The organism is Streptomyces sp. 17_S59 (genome assembly GCF_056930295.1).
In genome coordinates, this window is the sequence record NZ_JBXOWD010000001.1 from 5833457 (window position 1) to 5857463 (window position 24007).

Genomic DNA, 24007 nt, shown 5'->3' on the forward strand with positions numbered 1-24007 from the left:
CTCAGCCTCCGTTCCGTGAGGGTTCGCAGGTCCGGCGCCAGAAGACGTGGTCGATGTGCCAGCCCTGCCGGATCAGGGACGCGGTGATGGCTTCGCCCCGGCCCGGCGCGACCGTCGCCGCGGGGTGGACCACATGGCCGAGCAACGGCAGACCGGTCCGGCCGGCGCGGTCGACGGCCGCCGCGGTCAGGGCCGCCGTCACGGCGCGCCGCCGTTCGTCGTCGGCGTCGTCGACCAGGACGTCCAGCAGTTCGGTGTGGTCACGGCCGGTCACCTCGTCGCGCATCGCGCACAGCAGCGTGGCGTGACCGATCGGTCGGCCCTCGGAGACGGCCAGGCAGGAGACACGGTCGGGCAGCCGCAGATAGTCGTCGACGACCGCGGCCACGTCCTGCGGGTCGGCCACGGAGTCCTGGTCCGCGCTGCCGTCGGTGAAGGCGCGGGCGAGCCAGGCCCTGACGAGCGCCTGGTCCTCCGCGGAGGAAGCCTCGCGGATGGCCACCCCGTCGGGGAGCGGCGCCCGCTCGGCCGGACCGGCCGCATGGCGCACAAAGGTCAGTTGACGCTCCCACGGCGCCCTCAGCGCCTGATCTCCCGGTATGCGCACCACCACCGCGGACGCTCCGGGGTACCGGCCGAGCAGCATCGTGGCCAACGCGTCCAGCCGGTCCCCGTCGGACAGGACCCCTGGCGCGCAGAACTCGACGAAGACCTGCTCCTCGCCCAGCAGCGGGGCGTGGTAGGGGCCGGCCACATAGGGGTGGCCGTGGAAGGTCCCGAGCAGCCCGGACCGGGCGGCCTCCGCCAGATAGCCCGCGTCGGCCGAGGCCCCGGCCAGGGCCTCGGCCCCGGGGGTCACGGTCGCTCCGGGCGGACCACGGTGACCTGACTGGCCAGCACTTCGGCGGCGGCGCGCCGGATGTCGTCCGGTGTCACCCGGGAGATCCGCGACAGTTCGTCTTCCAGGTTCCACGGCTCGTCCCGGCTCACCGCGTGCAGGGCGAGCATGCGGGCGTGTTCCAGCGGGGACTCGGTGTCGAGCACCAGACTCATGCGCGCCTGCCGGAGAGCGGCGTTGAGGTCGGTGCCGGAGGGGCCGTCATGGGCGAGATCTTCCAGTTCCCGGATCACCAGCTCCGCGGCCTTCGCCGCGTTGTCGCCGTCCACGCCGATCAGGACCCGCCAGGCACCCGCCTCCGTGTAACCGCGGTCCCATGCCTGGAAGTTGTAGGCGATGCCTTGCTCGACCCGGAGCCTGCGGTAGAGCAGCGAGGAGGCCTGACCGCCGAGCAGAGCGGCCAGCACGGTGAACCGGTGACGGTCCGGATCGCCGAGTGCTGTCGACCGGCCGCCCACCGCGACCCAGGCGAATTCCCCGGGCCAGGCGGGTGTGGCGGAGCGCACCGGACCCAGCGGACGGGGCTCGCGTCGGCCCGCGGGCGGCGTGACCTGAAGGCGGCCGGCCAGGCGGCGCGGTATCGCCGGACCGACGACGGCCAGGGCCATCGGGCTGGCCAGAAAGGTCTCACGGTGGTCTGCCCGGATGGACGCCAGATCCAGGGCGCCGATCTGCCCGGCATGCCCGCCGACCGGCCGGCCGAGCGGATGGCCGGGGAACAAGGCCTCGAGGAAGGCGTCCTGGACGACATCCGCGGGGTCGGCGGCGGCCGCCGACAGCTCCCGCAGGACCGCCTCACGCTCCGACTCCCAGACCGACATGTCCAGCCGGGGTTCGAGGACACCACGCAGCATGGACTCGACGACCTGTTCGGCGTCGCCGGCCTCGACCTGGGCATAGAAGAGCATGTGCTCCAGGCCGGTCTCGGCGTTCGCGGTACCCCCGAGTCGTTCGATGTACTGGACGAGCGGCCCGGCATCGTCCACCGGAGCCGACATCAGCAGGTGTTCCAGCGCGTGGGCCAGACCGCCGCGCCCCGCAGGGTCGTGGCGCGAGCCGTAGGCCACGCCGAGGCAGATGCTCGTCGTCTTGAGGCGTTCATCGACCACTGTGGTGAGTGGTATGCGGTCCGCTGGCGACATCGGGAGTTCCTTGGGTGATGACGAAGTGCTCGGGTATTCGGCGAGTGCCGCTGCGGGCAACCCGCAGCGGCACTCGAGGCAAGCGCTCGGATCAACGACCGGCCTTGACCTTGTCCAGACGCGGGCGGAGACCCGTCTTGTGGTTACGCATTTTCGGCACCCCCTCTCCTTGGTCGAACGGCATGGTCTCCGGATATCCGATCCGCTGCCCGATGAGCCTGCTCTTCGGGTGGCGGATCGATTTCCGTGCAGCAATCCTGTCGCCGGGACCGGTATGCGCTCAAGGAGTTGTCCGTTGCCTGCTGGATGAGGAAACCGTCGGCGCCCCCTGCGGCCTTGGTGGCCCCGGGGCCCGGCACCGACGACGGGGCCCGGGGTTGTCCGGTCACTCGGGCTGTTGCCGTGCCAGCTCCGCGGCATAGGTGCCGTGCAGGGCACCGGCGCGGTAGCGGCCCGGGGCGGTCAGGTCGAGCAGACCTGCCTGGTAGAGGGTGTCCAGGTGGCGGACGGCCCGGGGCGCCGGAACGCCCAGCAGTTCGGCCGCCGCCTGGACGGATATGCCCGCATACGATTTCGGCCCCACCAGTCGAAAGGCCCTTGCCTGTTCCTTCTCCAATTCCCGGTACGATCCGGAAATGGCTGACCGGACCGAGACCGAGGGGTCTTCCGTGAGTTCAAGGAAATCCAGTAACCCGGCCCCTCCGGAAGCATCGGCGATCACGTCGTCAAGGTGCGCGTAATAACCGGAAGAACACCGTTCCCCGGCTATTCGCAGGGCGAGCGGCAAGTAGTCGCAGTATTTCGCCAGTTCAAGGACGGCGGCCGGGTCTGCGTGCCGGGTGCTCAGGTCCGTCGCATCGGTGACGGTGTGCAGCAGGTCGCATGATTCGGCGGGCGACAGCGGCTGCAGGGTGACCCTGTTCACCCCCTCCCGGGCCACCAGTCCGGGCAGCCGGTGCCGGCTGGTGACCAGGACGAGGCAATGAGGCGAGCTAGGCAGCAGAAGCCGGACCTGTTCCGCGGAACGGGCGTTGTCCAGGACGACGAGCATCCTGCGGTCGGCGAGCATACTGCGGTACAGAGCCGCCCGGTCCGCTGCCTCCGCCGGCACGGCGTTGTGCTCGACGCCCAGGGAGTGCAGGAATCCGGCCAGCACGTCGCCGGTTTCGGCGGGATCGCCGTCGGGCCCGTAGGCCCGCATGTCCCTGAAGAGCACGCCGTCGGGGAAGGCGATGGCGTGACGGTGGGCCCACTCCAGGGCCAGCGCCGTCTTGCCGATGCCGGCCGCACCGTCAATGAGGATGACCGGGGTCGCTCCCGGGCGGCCGTCGGCGGAGGTCGCCAGGACGTCGTCCAGCGTTGCCAGGGTTTTCCGGCGCCCGGTGAAATGCCGGCAAACCGACGGGAGCTGGGCCGGTCGTGGCATGCCGTCCCGCGCCCGTGCGGCGGTGCCGGAACTCTCTCTGGCGAGAAGCAGCCGGCCCTGGGCGCGCAAGGCGTGGTCACACCGGCGTGCCAGATCCTCCGACGCCTGCTTGCGCCCGGTTTCGATCCTGCTCAAGTGGCCTTTGCTGTAGTGGACCGCTTTCGCCAGCTCGCCCAGTGACAAGCCTTCCGCCAGCCGCTGCGCCCGAAGTTCGTCCCCGAAAGACACCTGACACTCGCTTCCCGTTGACAAGTCCGCGCAAGACATGAAAAGTCGCTGCTTTCCGGGTCTTCCGCGTGGTCCATGCATTCTGTTCGGGAACGGTCAACAGCCGGTCAACGCGGGACAACACCCGCATATACGGGTCAGGCGCAGCCTCACGCAGTCCCTAACAGGGACGGGATTCCGGTGCGTCCGCGGCGGTACCCAGCGCCAGTTCGGCCTGAAGGCTCGCCGCCTTGGCGAGGTGTTCGGCCGCCGCCTCGTCGCCCAGCGCGCGCAGGACGGTGCCGAGCACCCGGTGGCAGCGCGCCATGAGCAGGTTCTCCTGCGTCAGGAGGGCTCCGGAGAGCGCCTGGGACGCCTGATCCAGGGCGGTGTCGGTGTCTCCGGTGGCCAGCAGTGTCTCGGCGAGCCGGCAGCGGCACTCCGTCTCGGTCCGGATCCGGCCGCTGACCCGTACCCGGTCCAGGATCTCGCGGTACAGCCGAGCCGCTTGCGCGTACCTTCCCTCCTGGAAGTAGCTCTCGGCCTCGGCCAGGCGCACCGCGAACAGCGACTCCCGGTCGACTTCCCTGGTGAACGATGTCGCCAGGGCGCGGCATTCCTCCCTGATCCGGGCCAGGTCCATGCGGCGGGCGGGGTCGCGCACCTCGATCTGCAGCAGGATGGTGCGCCTGCGTGACACCAGGCCTTGGTCGCCGGTGGTCTCGGCCAGCGACACCGCCCGGCGGCCGTATGCGCGGGCGGTGTCGAAGTCACCGCACTGCAGATGCAGATCGGACAGCATCGACAGGGCGAACAGGACGCACAGGAAGCGCCGGTTGCCACCGGTGAGGGAGGGGACGTCCCCGAACAGCTCGAGCACCCGGGTCAGATAGTGATCGGCCCGGGAGGACGAGGCCCGATTGCGGTGGATCACCCCTGCCGCATAGTAAGCGGTGCCGATGGTGACCTCATCGCACCGGTGTTCCGCCGCGGACACCAGCGCGGTGGCCGCGTGCACGGCCACTGCCAGCGGCAGGGTCTCCTCGAAGGCAGGGAGCAGAGCGAGAATGTCCGCTCCATGGGCGATGGCCACCGGGGAGCCGGTTGCCGCGGCTTGTTCGGCCAGCACGGCGAGCGTGGGCATCTCGTGCCGCACCCAGGCCATGGCCTCGGACCGGCCGCTCAGATCGGCCCCGGGCGAGCGTCGTGGATGGGCTTCGCTGGTCAGCGGGCCGCCCAGCGGATGGGTGGCCCGCACGGCGGAGACCACGCAGGCCGCGGCGTGATCGACCGCCCGGAGGACGGCATCCAGACGCTCGTCCTCGGTCAGCGTCGTCTGCGCCTTGGCCCTGGCGTAGACGCCGACCAGGTCGTGGTACCGGTAGCGGCCGGGGGCCGGGGTCTCCAGCAAGGCGGAGTCCACCAGGGACTCCAGGACCGTCTCGGCCTCCAGCTCCGGCAGGCCGAGCACCGCGGCGGCCGATGAGATGTCCCAGTCGACGCAGTGCGGAATCGACAGCATCGTGAACGCCCGGGACTGCCCGGGGTTCAGCTGGGCGAAGGACAACTCGAAGGAGGCCTCGACGGACAGGTCCTGCACCCGGAGTTCCCGCAGCAGCCGGACCTCGTTCGAGAGTCTGGACAGCATTTCCGCGACCGACCAGGACGGCCGGGCCGCCAGCCGGGCCGCGGTGACCCGCAGCGCGAGCGGCAGATGGCCGCAGGCGCTCGCCAGGGCGGATGCCGACTGCGGATCCCGCTCCATCCGGCCCGGCCCGGCGAGCCGGCGCAGCAGGGTGAGGGCGTCCGGATGGCTCAGCCCCTGGAGAGGCAGCCGGAGGGTGGCGGGCACGGAGGTGAGGGCCCGGGCCGTGACCAGGACGGCGCTGTGGGACGCCCCGGGCAGCAGGAGCCGGACCTGTTCGTCGCTGACCGCGTTGTCCAGGACGATGAGCATCGAGCGGTGGAAGGTGAGGCTGCGGAAGAGGACCGCACGGTCGTCCGCGCGTACCGGTATACGGCCGGGCGGAACGGACAGCGCGATCAGGAATCGCTCCAGGATGTCCGCCTGGTCGGCCGGCGTGCCGTCCGCGCCGCGCAGCTCCGCGTACAGCTGGCCGTCGGGGAAGTGCCGGGCGACCGCGTGCGCGGCTCGCAGGGCCAACGAGGTCTTGCCGACCCCTCCCATCCCGGTCACGATGGCCACGGCATGGCCGTCGCCTCGGGTGAGTGCTTCGGCCAGGTGGGCGGTCTCTTCTTCGCGGCCCACGAAGTCGGCGGGCGGGGGCGGAAGCTGACCGGGGACCGAGAAGCCGGGGCCGCCGGGTCCGTCACCCGGTGGCGGGGCGGGCGTGTCGTCGGTCACGACCAGGTCCGGGGCGGGCACCTCCAGAAGCGCGGGATCCCCGGAGAGCACCGCGGCATGGAGTTCCCTGAGCGCCGGTCCGGTGTCGATGCCCAGCTCCCCGGACAGGACCGCACGGGCCCGGTCGTACGCGGCGAGGGCCTCCGCGCTGCGGCCGGACCGGTACAGGGCCAGCATCAACGTGGCGTACAGCCGCTCCCGGTAGGGGTGCACCTGCAGCGCGGCCAGAATGCCGGGGATGGCGGCGGCGTGCCGGCCGCACTGGAGCAGCAGTTCCAGATGGGCCTCGGTGGCCGAAGCCCGCTGCTCGTCCAGCGCGCGCCGCTGGGCGCCGGCATAGGGGCCCGGGACCCCGGCGAGCGCGGGTCCCTGCCAGAGGCCGAGCGCCTCCTCGAGGAGCGTCACCGCTGTGGTGGGCGATCCTCCCGAGGACGGCAGCCGGGCCCCGTCGACCAGTTCACGGAACCTCAAGGCGTCGATCGACTCACTGGGCAGGCACAGCCGGTAGCCGCCGGCGACCGACTCGATGACCGACGCCGCGGACGACTCCATGCTGTTCATCCGGGTCCGCAGACGGTGGACGAAATTGACGATCACTCGGCGCGCGGTGGCCGGTGGATTGTCGTCGTAGAGGTCGTCGACCAGCTGATCGGCGGAGACCAGATGCCCGGCCCGCAGGGCCAGGGCCGCGAGTACGGCCTGGGGCCCGGGGGCTCCCGGCGAGACGGCAGGACCCTGAGACGGAACGCAGCGCACCGGACCCAGCACCTGGACGCGAAGCGTGCGTCGAGAACCGCCCACCCCTGTGCCTCTCGTAAACCGTTCACCAACCTTTGGTCATCATATGAACACCTGCTGTATGTCTCGAGGTCACGCCCTGAGGGCTGACCGGTAATCGATCTCAGCCCTCGCAGTCGGTCAGAACGCACCCTTCCGTCATCGACTTCTCGAACCGGTGGCCCTGGGGCGTCGTGAAGCCGGGTACGCAGTTCGGGTACTGACCGTCGTCTCGCTCGCCGCCGAGACACAGGGAACGGCTGGCCTTCAGGGTCAGGGCGTCACCAGGTGACCGGGAGCGCCTCGACGCGGTAGACCGTCGAGCCCGGGCGGAAGCGGAGGGAGGCTTCGGGGACGGCGAGTCGGAGGGTGGGGAAGCGGCGGAGCAGGGCCGGCAGGGCGATCTTCAGTTCCAGTCGGGCCAGTTGCTGGCCGAGGTGCTGGTGGGCGCCGAAGCCGAAGGACAGTTGAGCGACCGGATGGCGATACAGGTCGAGGTCGTCGCGGCGCTCGGGGACGAGCTCGGGGTCGCGGTTCGCGGTCAGGGGAGAGAAGGGGAGAGAGCAGTACGTGCTCGCCCTCGGCGATCCGGTGGCTGTCGATCTCGACGTCGGTCACGGCCGTACGCAGGAGCGGTGCGGGGATGGCGAGATGGCGCAGGAGTTCCTCCACGGCCGTACCGGTGACCGCGGGGTCGTCGCGGAGGGCGGCGAGCTGGTCCGGACTGCGGAGCAGGGCTGGGGGGCCGGTTCCGCACGAGCGAGTACAGCACCGGGCCGGTTCATGGCGGGCGGATCGATCCGCTGGGTATCGACGAAAACAACGCACCCACGATCATCGAATACAAGCGTGGCACGGACGCAGGCGTCATCCATCAGGGCCTCTACTGCATGGCCTGGTTGATGGACCACAAGGATGCGTTCCGGCACCTGGTCCGCGACCGGCTCGGGGTGACGGAAGGCCCCGCCCTCCTCGTCCACGGCGTGGCGTAACGGCAGATCACGGCGGAGGGGCGAGCGCGCCACCGCTCGCCCCTCCCTTTGTATCCAGCGCGTATCAGGAAGCGCTTGATCGCCCATCGAATCAGTGCGCCGGGCGTGGCCCCAGAGGCGCCCGCAGGACATGGCCTGGGCATCTGACCGGCCCGCGCCGCCTCATCTGACCTGCGGATTCGTGGACGCCAAGGACCGAGAAAGCGTGGCGTGTGTTCGCTGTGTGACGTGCATGTCGCAGCAGGTGCCTGTCGTATCGTTCCTTTCGGGCCGCCGTACCCACCGCCGCCCACCACCCCACCCGGCCGTCCGAACAGGAGTCGTCCCGCCCGTGTCCTCGTCCGCCGCCGCCCAGGCTCCGGCCTCTCCGCGCCCCGTCCGCGTGCTGCTGGTGGAGGACGACGACCTGATGCGCCAGTCCTTCACCGTCGCCCTGGAGCGCTACGGCTACTGGATGACGGCCGCAGCCGACGGGCTGACGGGCTTGGAGCTCTTCCGGGACGAGGACTTCGACCTGCTGATCCTGGACGTGATGCTGCCCGGCCTGGACGGCATTGGCCTGTGCCGCAAGGTCCGGGAGACGAGCCTGGTGCCCGTCCTGATGATGTCCGCCCGCGGCGACGGGCTCGACGTCGTCGCCGGTCTGGAGGCCGGGGCGGACGACTACGTGGTCAAGCCCGTGGACACCTACGTACTCGTCGCACGCATCCGCTCGCTGCTGCGGCGCGCGACGTACCCTACCGCCCCCGAACCCGTGCGCGCCCCGGACGCGGAGCTGTCGCCGTCCGAGGGGGATGTGCTGACCTTCGGGGACCTGACCATCGACACCGGCGGCATGGAGGTGTCCGTCTCCGGCAGCCCCGTAGCGCTGACCCCGACCGAGCTCAAGCTGCTGCTCGAGTTCGCCGCCCACCCTGGCATCGTGCTGGAGCGGCACACCCTGCTGCGCAACGTCTGGGAGTACGGCTGGGACGGCGACAGCCGCGTCGTGGACCTGTGCGTGCAGCGGCTGCGCAGGAAGCTGGGCCGGGACCGGATCGAGACGGTCCGCGGTTTCGGCTACAAGCTCAGGCGCTGAGGCCCGTGCGTCCCTTCCCCCGGCTGCGGCCGGCCCGCATGTCCCTGCGTTGGAAGATCGCCGCGCTGGCTGCGACCACCGCCTGCCTGGTCGCCGTGGCGGTGGGCGTGCTGGTGCACGGGTGGACCGCGCAGGACATCCATGGCCGGGCCGAGGCACAGGCGTTCAACACCGTGTACGCGGCCATGGACACCTACCGGCGCACCGGAACGCTGGCGGACGGCGCCGAACTCGACCCGGCCGACCTGCCCGACACCCTGCGGCACCCTGCCGACGGCGACCGGCACACCGCGTACGACGGGCGCGTCGAGGGAAACATCGGGCCGAGCTACTGGGCCGCCCAGCGGACCGGCGGCCCCGGCAGCCCGGTCCTCGCCGTCCACATCAACATGAGCAACGACTTCCACACGCTGCGCCAGCTCGATGTGACCATGGCGGTGTCCTCGCTGGTCGCGCTCGCCGCGGCCGTACCCCTGGCGGCCTACGGGGCCGGGCTGCTCGGCCGTCGGCTGCGGCGGGTCAGCGAGACCGCGGGCCGGATCTCCGCCGGGGACCTCGACGCCCGGACCGGGCCCACCGAAAGCCGCGACGAGGTGGACGACATCGCCGCCACTGTCGACCTCATGGCCGACAGCCTCGGCCGTCGCCTGCGCACCGAGCGCCAGTTCACGGCGGACGTGGCCCACGAGCTGCGCACCCCGGTCGGCGGGCTGCTGGCCGCCGCCGACCTGCTGCCCGCCGGTGAGACGGAGGACCTCATCCGCGCCCGGGTACGCGATCTGCGCGGCCTGGTCGAGGACCTGCTGGAGATCTCCCGGCTGGACGCGGGCGCCGAACAGCCGGTCCGTGCCCATGTCCCGCTCGGCGCGGTCGTCTCCGAGGCTGTGGCGCGCACCGGCTTCGACGCGGACGTGAGCGTAGTCACCGACGATGCCGCGACCGTGGAGACCGACCCGCGCCGCCTGGAGCGGATCGTCAGCAACCTCGTCGTCAACGCCCACCGCCACGGAACGGCCCCGGTGCGGGTCACCGTCGGGGGCCGTACGGTCGTCGTGCGCGACCACGGCCCCGGCTTCCCGGCGGACCTGCTGCTCCACGGGCCGCGCCGGTTCCACACGGGCGCGGCGGAGCGCGGCGCGGGCCATGGCCTGGGCCTGACCATCGCCCTGGGCCAGGCCCGGCTCCTCGGCGCCGAACTGCGGCTGGACAACGCCCCGGACGGCGGCGCCGTCGCCACCCTGCGCCTGCCGGACTGACGGCCTCCACGGGAACCGATACGAAGCGGCGCGGCGGGCGATACACGGCGGCTCAGACGCCGATACGTTCCCCAGGCACCCTTCGTAGTGCACCGCACGAATGAGGAGGGAACCGTGAACACGTCCGACAAAGCATCCCGCGCGCAGATCGGCATGGTGAGGGGGCTGGGGGCGGTCGGCGCACTCGCCGTCACCGTGTCCATGCTGCTGATCATCGGCGCCTTCACTGCGGACCCGATGGCGGGTGAGTCGTGGCAGCCCGCCGGCATGCTCGGCCTGATCGGGCTGTGCCTCGGCGGGACGATCCTGAGCGTCGGTGCGCTGGCCCGATTCGTCCTGATGAAGCCGGGCGCCGGCAAGAGCATGTGAACCGGCCAGGACCTCTCGACGCCCAGGCGCGCCGAGAGGTCCTGTCGTGCCGCCACCCTACAGAACCGATACGAAGCGGCGCGGACGCCGATACACGGCGCACCGGGCCCCCGATACGTTCGCCGGACACCCTTCGGAGTGCGCCCTTCCGCACCGAATCCGCACCCGAAGAGGAGTCCCCGTGACCGCCGACCCCCTTGCCCTGCACGCGCTGCACCCGACGACCGGGATCGCCGCCGCTACCACCGACCTGACGAAGGTCTACGGCAGCGGCGACACCCAGGTCATGGCTCTGGACCGTGTCAGCATCGCCTTCCGGGAGGGCGAGTTCACCGCGATCATGGGCCCGTCCGGCTGCGGCAAGTCCACCCTGATGCACTGCGCCGCCGGGCTCGACGCGCCCAGCTCCGGCTCCGTACGCATCGGTACCACCGAACTGAGCACCCTCAACGACCGGCAGCTCACCGAGCTGCGCCGCGACCGGATCGGCTTCATCTTCCAGGCGTTCAACCTGCTGCCGACGCTGACCGCGCTGGAGAACATCACGCTGCCGCTCGCCATCGCCGGACGCCGGCCCGACCGGCAGTGGCTGGACCGCATGGTCTCCATGGTCGGCCTCTCCCAGCGCCTCGACCACCGGCCCGCACAGCTGTCCGGCGGGCAGCAGCAGCGCGTCGCGGTGGCCCGTGCCCTCGCCTCCCGCCCCGCGATCATCTTCGGCGACGAGCCCACCGGCAACCTCGACTCCCGCGCCGGGGCCGAAGTACTCGGCTTCCTGCGCGATTCGGTGCGTGAGCTGGGCCAGACGGTGGTCATGGTCACCCACGACCCCGTCGCCGCCGGTTACGCGGACCGCATGGTCTTCATCTCCGACGGCCGCCTGGTCGACGAGATGACGTCCCCCACCCCGGACCGCGTCCTGGACCGCATGAAGGCTTTCGACGGCCGCTCCCGCACCAGCTGACCCGCCCCCGTACCTCCCAGACCCCCGAAAGCCCATCATGCTGAGAACAGCCCTCCGCAACGTCCTGGCGCACAAGGCCCGTCTGGTCATGACCGTCCTCGCGGTCTGCCTGGGTGTCGCGTTCGTCAGCGGCACGCTCGTCTTCGCGGACTCCTCCGCCGCGGCCCACCGCGCCGCCGCGTCGCAGAACTTCGCCGGTGTCGCGGTCACCGTCACCGCGAAGGCACCCCCGCCCGGGGCCTCCGCGGACCAGACCGCCGGCGTGCTCGACGACGCGCTCGCGCGGAAACTCGCCGACGTCCCCGGTGTCGCCGCCGTGCGGCCGGCGGTCGACGGCGTGGCCACCCTGAACGCCGCCGACGGCACGCCCCTGCGGGCGGACAAGGCATGGGCGCACCCGGCCGCCGCCTACGTACCGGGCAAGGACGGCAAGGACAGCCGCTACCTGCTGGTCAAGGGCCGTGCCCCCGCGAACGGCGGCGAGATCGCCGTGGACAGTGGCACCGCCGCGGCCGGCCGACTCCGTATCGGCGACACGGTCACGCTGGCCACCGACGGCCCGGTCATGACCAAGCGGCTCGTCGGCATCGTCACCACCAAGGACTCCCGGGTGACGGCGGGCGGCACCCTCGCCCTGTTCGACATGGCGACCGCCCAGAAGCTGTTCGCCACCCCGGGCCACTACACCGGGATCGACCTGTCCGCTGCACCTGGCGTCCCCCAGGCCGAGCTCTCCCGCCGGGTCACCGACGTGCTCCCGGCCGACCGCTCCGAGGCCACCACCGGCGCCGCCCAGGCCGCCCAGCAGGCCATCAACGTCGACACCATGACCCGGGGCTACAAGAAGCTGCCGATGGTCTTCGCCGGGGTCTCGCTGTTCATCGGTTCGTTCCTCATCATCAACACCTTCACCATGCTCGTCGCGCGGCGCACCCGTGAGATCGCGCTGCTGCGGGCGATCGGCGCCTCGCGCCGTCAGGTGTCCCGCTCCGTCCTCACGGAGGCCCTCCTCGTCGGTCTCGCCGCGTCGGCGGCCGGTTTCCTACTCGGCCTGGGCATCGCCTCGGTGCTGCCGGACGTCCTGGGCAGCAGCGAGGACCCGCTGCCCCGCGGTCCCCTGGTGATCGGTCCGGGCTCCGTCGTGGCCGCGCTCGGTGTGGGCGTGGGCGTCACCCTGCTCGCCGCGTGGCTGCCGTCCCACAAGGCGGCGAAGGTCGCTCCCGTCGAGGCGATGCGCACGACCGACCAGCCGCCCACCGCCCAGCAGTCCCGCGTGCGCAGCGTGACGGGCCTCGCCCTCCTCGTCCTCGGCGTCGGCTGGCTGATCTCGCTCACGGGAGCGAAGGACGCCTCGGAGGCGAACCTGCAGAACGCGATGTTCGCCTGCGCCGTCCTCGTCGTCGCCATGATCGTGCTCGCGCCGCTGCTCGCCGCCCCCGTGATCCGGCTGACCGGGCGCCTGACCGGACGCTTCGGGATCACCGGCCACCTCGCCAGGGAGAACGCGCTGCGCGACCCGCGGCGCACCGCGGCCACGGCCGCCACCCTGATGATCAGCACCGCGCTGGTCGTCGGGCTCGCCGTCATCGGCAACTCCACCGCGCAGGCCCTCGATCACCAGGCCGCGGCGGGCCTCGGCGCCGACTACGTCATCAGCACCCGCACCCCCACGACCGTCATCGACCCCGCCGCCGTACGACGGGTGGCCCACACCCCCGGAGTACGGACCACGACCGCCATCGCGGACTCCACCGCGGTCATCGGCGGCAAGGTCCAGAGCATCGCCGGCGTCGACCCCGAGACCGTCAAGGACTCCATGAAGCTCGACTTCACCAGCGGCTCCGCCGCTGATCTCGGGCCGGGCCGGATCGCCGTCTCCAGCACCGTCACCCGGGACACCGGCGTGACCACCGGCGGCAAGCTCAACATAAGCATGGGACAGAGCCACGAGTTCACGAAGTACACCGTCGTAGGCGTCTACAAGGACAATCCCATCGCCCACGACGCGCTCGGCGCCCGGACCGAGGTGGCGCAGCACAGCTTCAAGCCCGGCTCCGTCCAGCGCATCCTCGTCCGTACCGACGGCGGCACGGTCTCCAAGGCCACCGAGAAGCGGCTGCGCACCGCCGTGGGCAACAGCCCGCTGCTGAAGGTGCAGGACCGCAAGGCACTCGTCCAAGAGGCCGCGGGCACCATGGCCGACCTGCTGAAGGTGATGTACGGGATGCTCGCCATAGGCGTCGTGATCAGCGCGCTCGGCATCGTCAACACCCTGGCCATGTCGGTCGCCGAACGCACCCGCGAGATCGGCGCGCTCCGCGCCATCGGCATGGACCGCGCCGGCATCCGCCGGATGATCCGCCTGGAGGCGGTGACCGTCGCCGCGTTCGGCACCCTCCTCGGCCTGGCGGGCGGCCTGTTCAGTGCCTGGGCGCTCGGCTCGCTGGCCAACGGCGCGATGGAGCAGTACTCCCTGGCGCTGCCCTGGGGGACCCTGCTCCTCGTGTGCGTGGTGTCTCTCGCGATCGGCGCGCTCGCGGCCGCCGTCCCGGCCCGCCGGGCCGCCGTCCTGAGCCCGCTGGAGGCCGTCGCGGAGTCGTGACGCACGGCTTCCGGGCCGGTTCGTTGACGACTGGTCGGCCTCGGAGCGGTACACACCAAGGATGAGTGACTGCCGGTCAGGGAAGGCCCGACGGGGCTTCCCTGACCGGCAGTGGCGTTGACACGCGGGCCGAGGCTGCCGCTCGCCTTGGCTTCGTCACCCGCACCTGCGCCACTGCACCGACGGCCAGCACCACCCCGTCAGCCGCCCGTGCGGCTCGCCTTGTCCGGCCCGGCGCCGCCGCAGCGCGGACTCGCTTTGCCGAAAAGAGCCATCGTGACCGCATCGACGTCCGGCGTCATCACCCTGCGCGTCAACTCCTATGACGCCTTCATCGGCGGCGGCCGCCAGACCGATGGCATCCAGCACGGTGGTGGGCCAGCAACACGGCCCGCTGTTTGATCGACTTCGGCTGTATGGGGGTGGGCGATCCAGCCTGTGATCTGTTCCCGGCATGGAACCTGCTGCCGGCAGACGCCAGGGAGGTCTTTCGTGAAGCGCTCGGCACGGATGACGCGACGTGGCGGCGCGGCCGGGGGCGGGCGCTCTCGCAAGCGGTAATCGCGTTGCCGTACTACCGGGAGATCAACCCGGCGATGGCACGCAACGCCCGGCATGTGATTCAGGCTGTGCTCGCCGGGGGCTGAGATGAGGTGGGGAACGCCGACATCGAGGCGGTTGTGGATGTGTGGTCAGGTGGGTGCGCTGATCACGAAGCTGTACCGGGTGCGGCTGACGGAACAGGGGGTGGGCAAGCACCTGCGCCGCTGGGGCCTGACCTTCCAGCGCCCGGACAAGCGAGCCGTCGAGTAGGAAGGGGAGGCGGTGCGCGTCTGGCGGGAGGAGACGTGGCCGGCGATCTGGGCGAAGGCCAGGGCAGAGGGGGCCGAGGTGCTCTTCGCCGACCAGGTCGGCATCCGCTCCGACCACATCACCGGCCGCACCTGGGGCGAGAAGGGCCGCACACCCGTCGTGCGCCGCACCGGCAACCGGTTCTCGGTGAACGCGATGTCCGCGATCAGCACGAAGGGCCGCATGCCCTTCATGGTGTTCACCGAGACCTTCGACGCGACGGTGATGTGCCGCTTCCTGGACCGCCTCGCCGGCCACATCCAGCGCAAGGTCCACCTCGTCCTGGACGGCCATTCCGCCCACCGCTCCCGCAAGGTGCGCGACTGGCTGCACCGCCCCACCCGGACCGGATCGAGCTGCACTTCCTGCCCGGGTACGCGCCCGAGCTGAATCCCGACGAATTCGTCAACGCCGACCTCAAGCGGAGCCTGCCCCACCACAGCCGGGCCCGCGACCAGGCCCAGCTCGCCGCCGAAACCCGAAGATTTTTCCACCGCCGCCAGCGCCAACCACACATAATCGGCGGCTACTTCGGCGGCCCACATGTCCGCTACATCCTCGAATGGAACCCTTTGAGTTTCGGATCAATAGGTTCCCCCCAGCGATGTGAGATTTCGTGATACATGAGAGGGTCAGGCGGATGAGTGAGACACCGGCGAACACCCTGCAATACCGCTCTGACGGGCAAGAAGAGGCCCCAGTTCTCGTCCTCGGCCCCGCCCTGGGCACCACCTGGCACAGGTGGGCGAAGGCGTCTTCTGGCGTCCACGTGGTCTAGATCGATGCTGTTCACGCAGGTGGAGCCCATTCTGGTCCAGGTGTGTTGATGGTGTTGGTGACAGGAACGTGACACGTGTGGCGCTTCTGGCGGCCTGGTTCGACGGGGGTGCTGCGTAGAGGGGCCTGAGACGACGGGCCTCGTCGGCGTGCTCTGGCGAGGCCCATCGTGCGGATGGCCAAGGCTGCCGGGGTCTGCTTACCAGAGGGCGCCCTGCTCAGCTGACGGACTGGAAGTCGGAGGTGTCGCGGCCGGGTGCACTCGCGTCTTGTTGTTGATGGCACGAGGGTCCGTCGTCACTGCGCCCACGTCGCGGAGCTGTCGGACGGCGTCGATCACTTGGGCGGGCCGGTAGACGGTTTCCAAGAGGGCGTATCGCTTGAGCTCCGGGATGGTGCGCCCGTCGGGAGCTCCGGAGATAAAGTCGTGCAGGATCCGGCGCAGCGGAGCGGTATCAGGTTCGAATACGAGCTCCAGCACCTGCTGTTGGGTGTCCCTGGGGTCGCGGTAGCGGACGCCGTAGGAAGGGTCCACCTTCCACATGGCGTCCTTCATCTTCTCCAGCCCCAGTTCGTGCTGGGTGCCGAAGATCAGGTAGAGCTTCCTGTTGCCCTCGTCGATCATCTCGAAGTACAGCGTGTGTGTGAAGCCGGCCCGGCGTAGCGTGGCACGGTATTCCTCGCGCAGGAACGTGAACTTGTGCGAGGAAGGCTGCTGAAATACGGCTTGCCACTCCTGGCCGCCGAATGCGTCGTCGCCGAGTTGGCGGTGGCCGTCGTGGTTCTCGGCGAACCGCGTGAGGAAGGCGGGCTCGAAGGTCACCATCACTTCGGTGCGGGGGTGACGCCCCAATGCCTGCAGGAGTGAGAAGGGAATGTCCGGTCCTCCGAAGCTGTCCAGCAGGACGAACAGGGGTTTCCCCAACGCGCCCGTGCTTCGCAGCTTCTGTAGGAGGGCTGGGTGGAAGTCTCCATGGCGTATGTCCACGGCCACTTGCTGAGCGATCCTGTCCGGCTGACGGGAGCGGACGAGCTCTATCTGGTGCTGCAATTCCTTGACGCGCCGTGCGTCCTCTTCCATGAGGATCACGCGCATACGTTTCGGGAACCTATGCAGCGCTTCGGCGAAGACTTCGTATGCGATGACGGGGGAACCGGGCTCGCCCCGTGTGTAGACCCCGGCCCCGGCGAACCCTTCCGCGTAGCTGATCACGTCGTGCCGCGACAGCAGAATCGGCGCCCATGCCTCCAGGTAGCGCTTCAGTAAGTCGTGCTTGGCCGCCGTGTGTGGATCGCGTTCCCACACGGCTTCCTTCGGTACGGCCACGACCGCTCCCCCTTGCTTCCGCTGGCCCCGCTGAGGAGAGGGTCACACATCGTTGGTATATGCCACCAGAGTGCGTACGGCGTGCTGTCGGACTTCGGCCGTTAATGAGCTGCGGCAGGAAGGCGGGGAGGCATCTCGTCCCAGATCGCTCCGTCGAGTTTGCGGCCTCCGGACTTCGGGGTGCGGCCGCCCCATTGTTTGAAGAAAAAGGGCACGTCGGCGCTGTTGCAGGCATCGCGGATGTCCACCAGCCACTCTTCCTGGACGGGGCGGTGGTGGGGCCCGGACTCTCCTCCGGCGATCACCCAGCCGACGCCATCCAGGCGCAGACCGGTCAGCGGGCCGAGGAGCGGTTCACAGGACAGGAAGCGCACGGCTGCGGGAACGTGTCGTAGGTCGTCGACGCGATCAAGGTGTTCCGAGCTTTCGACGGAGACGCCCATCCACAGGTTGGGCGGCCAGTCGAGTTCGCCGGCAACGCGTCGCAGTCTGCGGGCCCGCTTGGTGAGTAGCTGGTAGGTGTGCTGAGGCGTCTCGGTGATCACCTGAAAGACCTGCCGAACGAAGTCCAGGGGGACCTTCGCGTGGAAGAGGTCGCTCATGGAGTTGACGAAGACCATCCGCGGTGCCCTCCACTGACGGGGAATGGCCAGTGCGTCTGGATGCGGAGTCAGGCCGAAACCTGGGCCGGATGTCCTGGGGTCACCGTCCGCCTGGTACTTCGCGACCCCCATGGCCTTCAGGCGCCTGGATAACGTCAGGGCGTAGCAGTGGTCGCACCCGGGAGAGATCCGGTCGCATCCTGTGGTGGGATTCCACGTCGCCTCAGTCCACTCGATGGTGCTGCGATCGCCCATGGGTCCCCTCCCGTAGCGGGGGGACAAGGGCCATGAGCGCTTGCCCACCCGGCGCTTCGACTGCACTGCCTAACGAGCGGCGTGCCGAACTGGCACGCGATCGCCCCATCCTCCATGTCGAACGCGTGTTCCGTGAAGGGGGTGTTGAGATCGAGGGCCCGATCAGTCCGCCCGACACCTGTTGGGCTGACTGAGGGTGTCAACGAGGTTGTGACAAGGGGCTATCGCGTCGATGAGGGCTTGGCGGCCCAGGGCATCGGCGGCGGGCGGGCATACAACGTGTCCACTGTCTCGCGGCCAGTGCGCCGAGGTTCTTTATTGGAGCACCTGGGTTCGGGGGGTGCCGCCTTGTGGGCAACGCCTTGGGGTTGCGGTTCACAGGCCCAGATCCTCGGCAGCGACTTGTGCGCTACAGGATTCCAGCTTGAGGCATACGGGTAGGGGAGGCGTCCTACGCGTCCGGCCCGCAGTCGGCGTACTGGTCTTCCACGGAGCACTGAGTGACGACGGACAGTCCACGGGAACTCCGATTGTCAGTGGTCGCCGCTAGCCTCGTCGTGCAAGTTGGATCACGCGAGGAGCGGGAGGCGGCAGCTGTGGGGACGTCGTGGCGGGACCTCGTCTTGAAGCCGAGCCTCGTGGAGGCGCGAAGCCATTTGGCGGATGTGGCGAGCGGGCGGTCTACCGGTGAGCTCAAGGCGCTCGTCGAGGAGATGATCACGCCTGGGTATGAGGGCCGCGTCCTGATAGAGCTGCTGCAGAACGCGCACGACGCGCATCCGGCGAACCGGCGCAGCGGTCAGATCGAGTTCCAGTTGTGCGAGGACGAGGGCGAGTACGGCGTCCTTCATGTGGCCAACGGCGGGAGGCCGTTCAGCGCCCAGGACTTCACGGGGGTCTGCACGGTCGGCCTGTCACCCAAGAGCCCAGACGAAGGCATCGGGCACAAGGGCATCGGCTTTAAGAGCGTCCTTCAGCTCACCGACGCTCCCGAGGTGTACAGCGTGTCCCAGCAGGACGCACGCACCTTCGACGGATTCTGCTTCCGCTTCGCCCAGCCCGCCGACTTCGACTGGATCGCCGAACAGGTGGCGCCGGACAATCCGGCGGCGGCACAGCAACTGCGCGACGGCGTCAGCTCCTTGAAGCTACCGGTGCCAGTGGACGATGTCCCGGAAAGCGTCCGGTCATTCCGGCGGCGAGGCTTCGTCACCGTCATCCGGCTTCCGCTGCGCTCGGCGCAGGCACGCGCGGAGGTCGAGCGACAGCTCACCGAACTCACCTCTTCCCAGGCGCCCTTCGAGTTGTTCCTGCACCGCCTGGCGAAGGTGACCATCGCGCGGCGCGGCGGCAAGGACAAGAAGCGGGCGCGCACCGAGACATACGAGAGGAAGGTCCGCACCCTCGTCACGGCCGAAGGGCTGCGGGTGCAGGAGGTGGTGCTGCGGCGCCGCATGCGGCTCATCGTGGTACAGACCCAGTTAGACGAGGACACGGCCCGGGCGGCGATCGAGCGGGCCGTTGACACGCGCGTGATGAGTAAAGTCTGGCGTTCGTGGCGGGGCGCGGCGGAGGTCAGCGTGGCCGTTCCGGCGGGCGCCCCCTTGGACTCCGGGCGGCTGTACGCGTTCTTGCCGATGGCGGACGAGGCACCCTGCCCGGTGCCCGCGTTCGTCAACGCACCGTTCTTCACCACTTTCGAGCGCCGGTCGTTCTCCGAGACCGTGCCGTGGAACGCTCTCCTTCTTGACGCTGCGGCCCGCGCGTGTGCGCTGGCGGCGCTGCTGCCCAGCGAGGCCCGGAGACACATTCCGCCGGCTGCTCTCATTGACCTGTTGTGCTGGAGCGCGGCGCAGGCGCACCGGCTGGAGGCCGCGGTGCGGGTGCTGGGCCAGCAGCTCGACAAGGTCGAGTTCCTGCCGGTGCTTCACCCGGCCGGTGACCACACATCGCTCGCATGCGGCTTCGTGTGGCAGAGGCCCGAGAAGGCGAGGGTGTTCACTCCGGAAGCGCTGGCTGCGGCGGGCGTCGAGGATCTCGTCGATCCGCGTCTCCACCCGACGCGGCTGCACCGTCTGGAGATACTCGGCCGACGGCACGGCCTGCGATTCGGTCCGCGTATCGGGGAGCTTGCGGACTGGGCGGAGCGTCTTGCCGCAGCGCTGCATGCCGGCCGCGCGGGGCTGGATATGTGGGCGGATTTCTACTCGGATCTCTCGCTCTGCCTCGCAGACGGCGGCCGTGCGCTGCGCGGCAAGCGGATCATCCTCGGTTCCAGCGGGGAGGTGCTGCCCGCCGGAGGCACGGGTGTGTTCTTGCCGCAGCCGACGGATCCGTCAGCCGCAAGCACAACTGCTATCGCTGGCCAGGCCACGGGCACAGTTGCCGCCACCGCCGCGCCAGTACCTGGGCGGCTCGCGGAGCACATCCACTTCGTGCACGCCGGCATTCCCTGGTACGGGAAACGGGCCACGCGTCGCACGCAAGGGTTGCGCTGGTTGGAGCAGCAGGAGTTGGTACACGCCTATGCGCCCCAGACAGTCCTCGAAGTGGTGGCCAAAGCCATGGCGCAGGAGCGGGACGACGACGGTGCGCTGCGCGCGTACCTGAAGTACGCGTGCGCGGTGTGGGCGGGGAGCCTTGCGGAGTCGGGCAGTGCCGGTCTGCGGGTGAGCGGCCTGCTGGGGCCCGCGCGGGACGGTTGGATCACGCTGGGCACCGCGATGTTCGGCGCGGGCTGGTCGGGGACTCAGCGACACGTCGACGACACTCTGGTGCGCTTCCTCGCCCGGGAATCGGCTGGGTCGGACGAATTGGCGCGACTCGCAGGGCGAGTTCTCGCGCCGCCGGAGGAGATCCTTAAGCCCGGTGACGAGAGTGGCCTGGATGTCGGCACTCTGCAGCGCTTCCTGGAGCGGCAGGGCGTCAGCCATGGACTGCGGCCCCGGCGTCATGCGGTGAACATGGCGTCCGACTCGGTAAAGGGCAGCTTTCTCATCTCACCCTACGGTTTCTCCGGGTTCCCCAGCCTGCCGATGACGCGGCAGGAGCTGCTCAACTGGCGTCGGACAGCGGCCCGCTGGCCGAATCGTCAGTGGGAGCTCTACGGCACAGTGTCTTACCGACCGCAACAGCCGCTGTGTACGCTGCCCGGCCAGAGCGACTACGAGGCGTTCGACGACGACAGCCGCAAGCTGTATGCGGAGCTGATCCTCCACGGGCTCAGCTCCTGGCCGGACAATGTCCTGGAGACGACCTACACCGGCGGCTCCGACCGGCATGGCACGCGCTGGCCGACACCGCTGGCGGGATTCCTTGCTCAAGCGCCCTGGATCCCGCAGCAAGATCCCCGTCCCGAGGTCGTGCAGGCCGCCGCGTCCCGCTTTGCGGATGCGGGCAGCGCGTGGTGGTGGTCGGGTGAGGCTACGTCGCCCGAGTACCTCACCACGGCACCCGCCTCTCTGCGCGCGCGGGCCAATGACCGCGCCCGTACGCGTCTTGCCCTGCTCGGCGTGCGCAGTTGGGACGATCCGGATACGGCGCTTGCCCGGCTCGATCACCTGGCCGAGCTGGTCTTGTCCACGCCGAGCCTGCGGCACGGACGGCTCGGCCACCTGGTCCGCAAGGCCAACGAGAAGGCGTGGGGCGATTTGCTGCCCGCACACGGGCCGGCGCCCACGGCCTTCGGGGAGGTTACCGACCTGCTGGTCTCCCGTGAGGACGCGCTCGAAGCGGTCGGAGAGCGGGCGGACCTGGAGAGGGAACAGAGCGCGGAGCAGGACGAGGGGGATCCGCAGGACGGATCTGCTGATGAGGAGCAGCAGCCCGAGACGGTGTACGTCCCCGACGACCAAGGTGCCATCGAGCGCAGGCTGCTGGACACCGTAGCTGTCCCCGTGCTGTCGATCGGCGCCGGGCCCCTTGCGGACCGCGTCAACTCCTACCTGCGTCGTCGCACTTCCTTCCCCATTCGCCGGACCAGCGCAGCCGTGGTTGAGGTCCTTGCCGACGGACTGCCCTTGGACGATGCCTCCGGTGATCCGCTGACGGAGGTGGCGGGCCCCTGGCTGGCTACACTGGTGGCAGGGCTCGTAGAGTTCGACGCCGAGCGGGCCTTGCGGTTCACAGATGTCTCGCCCGCTTTGATCACGCGGCGGATCGGCGGCTGCCGGCTGGTGCGGGCCACGCACACGGTGCAGTATGTCGACGGTCACGCCGTGCCCGGCGAGACGGCGGAGCGGTCGCTGTTCCAGGGGACGCCGGAGCAGGGGCTCGTCGTGACGGTCCACCCCGAGGGTGACCAGGCTCCGGAGTGGGAGATCCTGCAGAACGCGGCCCCCGCGGTGGCAGCCCTCGTAGGGGCTCCGGTTCTCGGCGAGCGTCTCCAACTGGCCCTCTACAAGCTGGCCCAGCGATGTGCCGAGCCGGGGGACGTCGATGAGGCGGACCTCGCGTACGTCCTGCACATCCCCGTGGGCAAGCTCGAGGCCGTGCTCTCCGACCGGTCCTCCGTGCGCTCCGGCAGCGCACGCCTCGTCCCGCTCCTGGCCTGCGTGGATGCCGCACAGGCCGAGGATCTCCAGCGTCGGCAGGAGACATTCCACGATCGCGCTCAGCTCCACGTCTGGCTGGCCTCACGGGTGGACCTCAAGAACACCCGCACGCTGATGAGCCTCATCGATGACGACGACTGGCAGCGCCGGCTCACCACGCTCGGAGTCGAACTGGCCGACGCGAACCGCACGTGGCGCAACCTCGGCCTGCCACCCGTGCACAACGAGGCTGGTCACGCACGCCAGTTCGCACATTGGTTGCAGCACAACCGGGCCCGTCTCGTCGATCACGTACGTGATGGGTTCATCCCCGCCTATCGGGTCGGGGCGGCGCTGGAGTCATACGTGAGGCTGCGCGAGCTGCCCGGCCTTGAGGCGGCACCGGAGTGGCTCGACATCTACTGGGATGTGCCGGCCGATGTCCTTGCCGCCCACGCGCAAGAGTGGGCCGCGCCCACCTGCCGACCCCGTCTCCCTCGCAGAGCCAGAAGCTGGGCAAGGACGGTACCTCGACGCGGCCTGTCGCCGAGCTCCGCGATGCGTCCGTGGGAGTCCTGCACGAGCAGCTTCCGCGGCTGCGGGCTCTCGTGGACGCCTGGGAACGTCACCACGGCGCCGCACCAGAACACGCGATCCCCTCTGTCGCGGAGGTCACGCGCGCCATGGACGCGCAGGGGCTCCTCGACTTCGAGCGGCTGCGCAAGCAACGGCTGACGCGCTGGCTGAGCGACCACGGCTATTGGCCCGACGGCATGCCCCTCACCCACCGCTCCGCCGACCTGAGCCTGGACACACCCCGCGCCGCCGGACACAGCGTGCCGTCGGTCCTTGTCACGGGAGCGCGGCCGCTCGCCGCGCGCCCTCATGTGCTGCTCAGCGGAAAGCGCCTACCCATCGGCCGGGACGACCTGCACGCGCTGGCTTGCGAGGTGGCAGCCGATGTGACCGAGGACCAACTTGTCGTTTCGCCAACACCGTTGGCCTCGCTGCCGCCGACGATCCCCCAGCCTCGAGGGGAGCGCGGCGAAAGCAGTGAGGGCTACACGGTGACTCCTCCGGATCCCGGGACGACACTGGCCATCGGGCTCGCCGGAGAGAAGGTCGTCGGCGCGTGGCTGCACCATCACTATGGCGTGCCGGAGCAGGAGTCGTGGCGCTCCAGCCTGCGTTCGCACGTCTATCCGGACGGCATCGGGGACGACCGGCTCGGCTACGACTTCCGCATCAGCACCCCGGAGCGGACCCTGTACTTCGAGGCCAAGGCGTCCACGGGCGCCGACGGGGAGATTCAGCTGGGCGAGTCCGAGGTCGAACGCGCACGCACCCTCAAGCCCGACGAGACATACATCATCGTGTACGTCTCGCATGTGTTGGACGGCGCCCGTCGTCGCATTACGCCATTGCCTAACCCGTTTGGGGCGCCCGGGCTCGCGGGGTATCGCCTGGTGGGCAACGCGCTGCGACTGCGGTTCGCATGGCCCAGATCGTAGACAGCGTCTTGTGTGCTCCAGGATTCCAGCTCGAGGCGTGCAGGCAGGGAGGGTTCTTATGGCCCGCGGACGCCA

18 protein-coding genes and 2 pseudogenes are annotated in these 24007 nt (G+C 69.9%); 13 read left to right on the forward strand and 7 right to left on the reverse strand.

Going from position 1 to position 24007, the window contains the following annotated elements; translation table 11 throughout:
- Position 1 precedes the first annotated feature (1 nt).
- The 5 genes from AC1Z4A_RS26570 to AC1Z4A_RS26590 all read right to left on the reverse strand — a co-directional run bounded on the left by AC1Z4A_RS26570 (position 2) and on the right by AC1Z4A_RS26590 (position 7360).
- Positions 2 to 859: a hypothetical protein gene (locus AC1Z4A_RS26570; protein ID WP_483682394.1), complete on the reverse strand. Its 858-nt coding sequence runs from the start codon at positions 857 to 859 to the stop codon at positions 2 to 4.
- On the reverse strand, positions 856 to 2040 hold the full coding sequence (locus AC1Z4A_RS26575; RefSeq protein ID WP_483682395.1) for a M16 family metallopeptidase: 1185 nt from the start codon (positions 2038 to 2040) through the stop codon (positions 856 to 858). Before AC1Z4A_RS26575 ends, AC1Z4A_RS26570 begins: the two co-directional genes overlap by 4 nt.
- 385 nt (positions 2041 to 2425) lie before the next feature.
- Positions 2426 to 3694 (reverse strand): helix-turn-helix domain-containing protein, encoded by a 1269-nt coding sequence (locus AC1Z4A_RS26580; protein ID WP_483682396.1) that lies wholly within the window; start codon positions 3692 to 3694, stop codon positions 2426 to 2428.
- A gap of 160 nt (positions 3695 to 3854) precedes the next feature.
- Entirely contained in the window at positions 3855 to 6794 is a 2940-nt protein-coding gene (locus AC1Z4A_RS26585; RefSeq protein WP_483682397.1) for an AfsR/SARP family transcriptional regulator, read from the reverse strand.
- A gap of 302 nt (positions 6795 to 7096) precedes the next feature.
- Entirely contained in the window at positions 7097 to 7360 is a 264-nt protein-coding gene (locus tag AC1Z4A_RS26590; RefSeq protein WP_483683733.1) for a cytochrome P450, read from the reverse strand.
- A gap of 192 nt (positions 7361 to 7552) precedes the next feature.
- On the opposite strand from AC1Z4A_RS26590, the pseudogene AC1Z4A_RS26595 reads away from it, so the two are divergent.
- The 11 genes and pseudogenes from AC1Z4A_RS26595 to AC1Z4A_RS26645 form a co-directional block, all read left to right on the forward strand.
- Positions 7553 to 7789 (forward strand): annotated as a pseudogene (locus AC1Z4A_RS26595) (DUF5655 domain-containing protein); the annotation flags it as partial.
- Between the two features lie 427 nt (positions 7790 to 8216).
- Positions 8217 to 8885, forward strand: a complete 669-nt coding sequence (gene cseB, locus AC1Z4A_RS26600; protein WP_483683734.1) for a two-component system response regulator CseB — start codon at positions 8217 to 8219, stop codon at positions 8883 to 8885.
- Between the two features lie 38 nt (positions 8886 to 8923).
- Positions 8924 to 10141, forward strand: coding sequence for a sensor histidine kinase (locus AC1Z4A_RS26605; RefSeq protein WP_483683735.1), 1218 nt, complete (start codon positions 8924 to 8926; stop codon positions 10139 to 10141).
- A gap of 114 nt (positions 10142 to 10255) precedes the next feature.
- The gene (locus AC1Z4A_RS26610) at positions 10256 to 10510 is read left to right on the forward strand and encodes a hypothetical protein (protein ID WP_483682398.1); all 255 of its coding nucleotides are present in this window, start codon (positions 10256 to 10258) and stop codon (positions 10508 to 10510) included.
- 202 nt (positions 10511 to 10712) lie between these two features.
- On the forward strand, positions 10713 to 11474 hold the full coding sequence (locus tag AC1Z4A_RS26615) for an ABC transporter ATP-binding protein (protein ID WP_483683736.1): 762 nt from the start codon (positions 10713 to 10715) through the stop codon (positions 11472 to 11474).
- Between the two features lie 37 nt (positions 11475 to 11511).
- Positions 11512 to 14076: an ABC transporter permease gene (locus tag AC1Z4A_RS26620; RefSeq protein ID WP_483682399.1), complete on the forward strand. Its 2565-nt coding sequence runs from the start codon at positions 11512 to 11514 to the stop codon at positions 14074 to 14076.
- Positions 14077 to 14352: 276 nt separating this feature from the next.
- Entirely contained in the window at positions 14353 to 14478 is a 126-nt protein-coding gene (locus tag AC1Z4A_RS26625; RefSeq protein ID WP_483682400.1) for a hypothetical protein, read from the forward strand.
- Positions 14475 to 14723 (forward strand): annotated as a pseudogene (locus tag AC1Z4A_RS26630) (phosphotransferase); the annotation flags it as partial. The gene AC1Z4A_RS26625 and the pseudogene AC1Z4A_RS26630, both read left to right, overlap by 4 nt.
- 37 nt (positions 14724 to 14760) lie before the next feature.
- Positions 14761 to 14889: a winged helix-turn-helix domain-containing protein gene (locus tag AC1Z4A_RS26635; protein WP_483682401.1), complete on the forward strand. Its 129-nt coding sequence runs from the start codon at positions 14761 to 14763 to the stop codon at positions 14887 to 14889.
- A gap of 12 nt (positions 14890 to 14901) precedes the next feature.
- Entirely contained in the window at positions 14902 to 15318 is a 417-nt protein-coding gene (locus tag AC1Z4A_RS26640) for a transposase (RefSeq protein WP_483682402.1), read from the forward strand.
- Entirely contained in the window at positions 15315 to 15548 is a 234-nt protein-coding gene (locus AC1Z4A_RS26645; protein WP_483683737.1) for a hypothetical protein, read from the forward strand. The genes AC1Z4A_RS26640 and AC1Z4A_RS26645 overlap by 4 nt, the downstream gene beginning before the upstream one ends.
- Before the next feature lie 356 nt (positions 15549 to 15904).
- Here the strand turns inward: AC1Z4A_RS26645 and AC1Z4A_RS26650 are convergent, their stop codons facing one another.
- Both AC1Z4A_RS26650 and AC1Z4A_RS26655 read right to left on the reverse strand, forming a co-directional pair.
- Positions 15905 to 17032, reverse strand: a complete 1128-nt coding sequence (locus tag AC1Z4A_RS26650; protein WP_483682403.1) for a three-Cys-motif partner protein TcmP — start codon at positions 17030 to 17032, stop codon at positions 15905 to 15907.
- A gap of 101 nt (positions 17033 to 17133) precedes the next feature.
- The gene (locus AC1Z4A_RS26655; RefSeq protein ID WP_483682404.1) at positions 17134 to 17889 is read right to left on the reverse strand and encodes a DUF5131 family protein; all 756 of its coding nucleotides are present in this window, start codon (positions 17887 to 17889) and stop codon (positions 17134 to 17136) included.
- Between the two features lie 623 nt (positions 17890 to 18512).
- Here AC1Z4A_RS26655 and AC1Z4A_RS26660 point away from each other — a divergent pair.
- Together AC1Z4A_RS26660 and AC1Z4A_RS26665 are read left to right on the forward strand one after the other, a co-directional pair.
- A complete protein-coding gene (locus AC1Z4A_RS26660) occupies positions 18513 to 23156 on the forward strand; it encodes a sacsin N-terminal ATP-binding-like domain-containing protein (RefSeq protein ID WP_483682405.1) in 4644 nt (1547 codons plus the stop codon).
- Positions 23105 to 23932 (forward strand): hypothetical protein, encoded by an 828-nt coding sequence (locus AC1Z4A_RS26665; RefSeq protein ID WP_483682406.1) that lies wholly within the window; start codon positions 23105 to 23107, stop codon positions 23930 to 23932. The genes AC1Z4A_RS26660 and AC1Z4A_RS26665 overlap by 52 nt, the downstream gene beginning before the upstream one ends.
- Positions 23933 to 24007: the final 75 nt, after the last annotated feature.

Bases quoted from the DNA above. Each gene is read 5' to 3' on its own strand.
- AC1Z4A_RS26575 (WP_483682395.1), bottom strand. From the start codon at position 2,040: ATGTCGCCAGCGGACCGCATACCACTCACCACAGTGGTCGATGAACGC.
- cseB (WP_483683734.1), top strand. From the start codon at position 8,217: ATGCGCCAGTCCTTCACCGTCGCCCTGGAGCGCTACGGCTACTGGATG.
- AC1Z4A_RS26605 (WP_483683735.1), top strand. From the start codon at position 8,924: ATGTCCCTGCGTTGGAAGATCGCCGCGCTGGCTGCGACCACCGCCTGC.
- AC1Z4A_RS26620 (WP_483682399.1), top strand. From the start codon at position 11,512: ATGCTGAGAACAGCCCTCCGCAACGTCCTGGCGCACAAGGCCCGTCTG.
- AC1Z4A_RS26635 (WP_483682401.1), top strand. From the start codon at position 14,761: ATGTGTGGTCAGGTGGGTGCGCTGATCACGAAGCTGTACCGGGTGCGG.
- AC1Z4A_RS26655 (WP_483682404.1), bottom strand. From the start codon at position 17,889: ATGGGCGATCGCAGCACCATCGAGTGGACTGAGGCGACGTGGAATCCC.
- AC1Z4A_RS26665 (WP_483682406.1), top strand. From the start codon at position 23,105: ATGGACGCGCAGGGGCTCCTCGACTTCGAGCGGCTGCGCAAGCAACGG.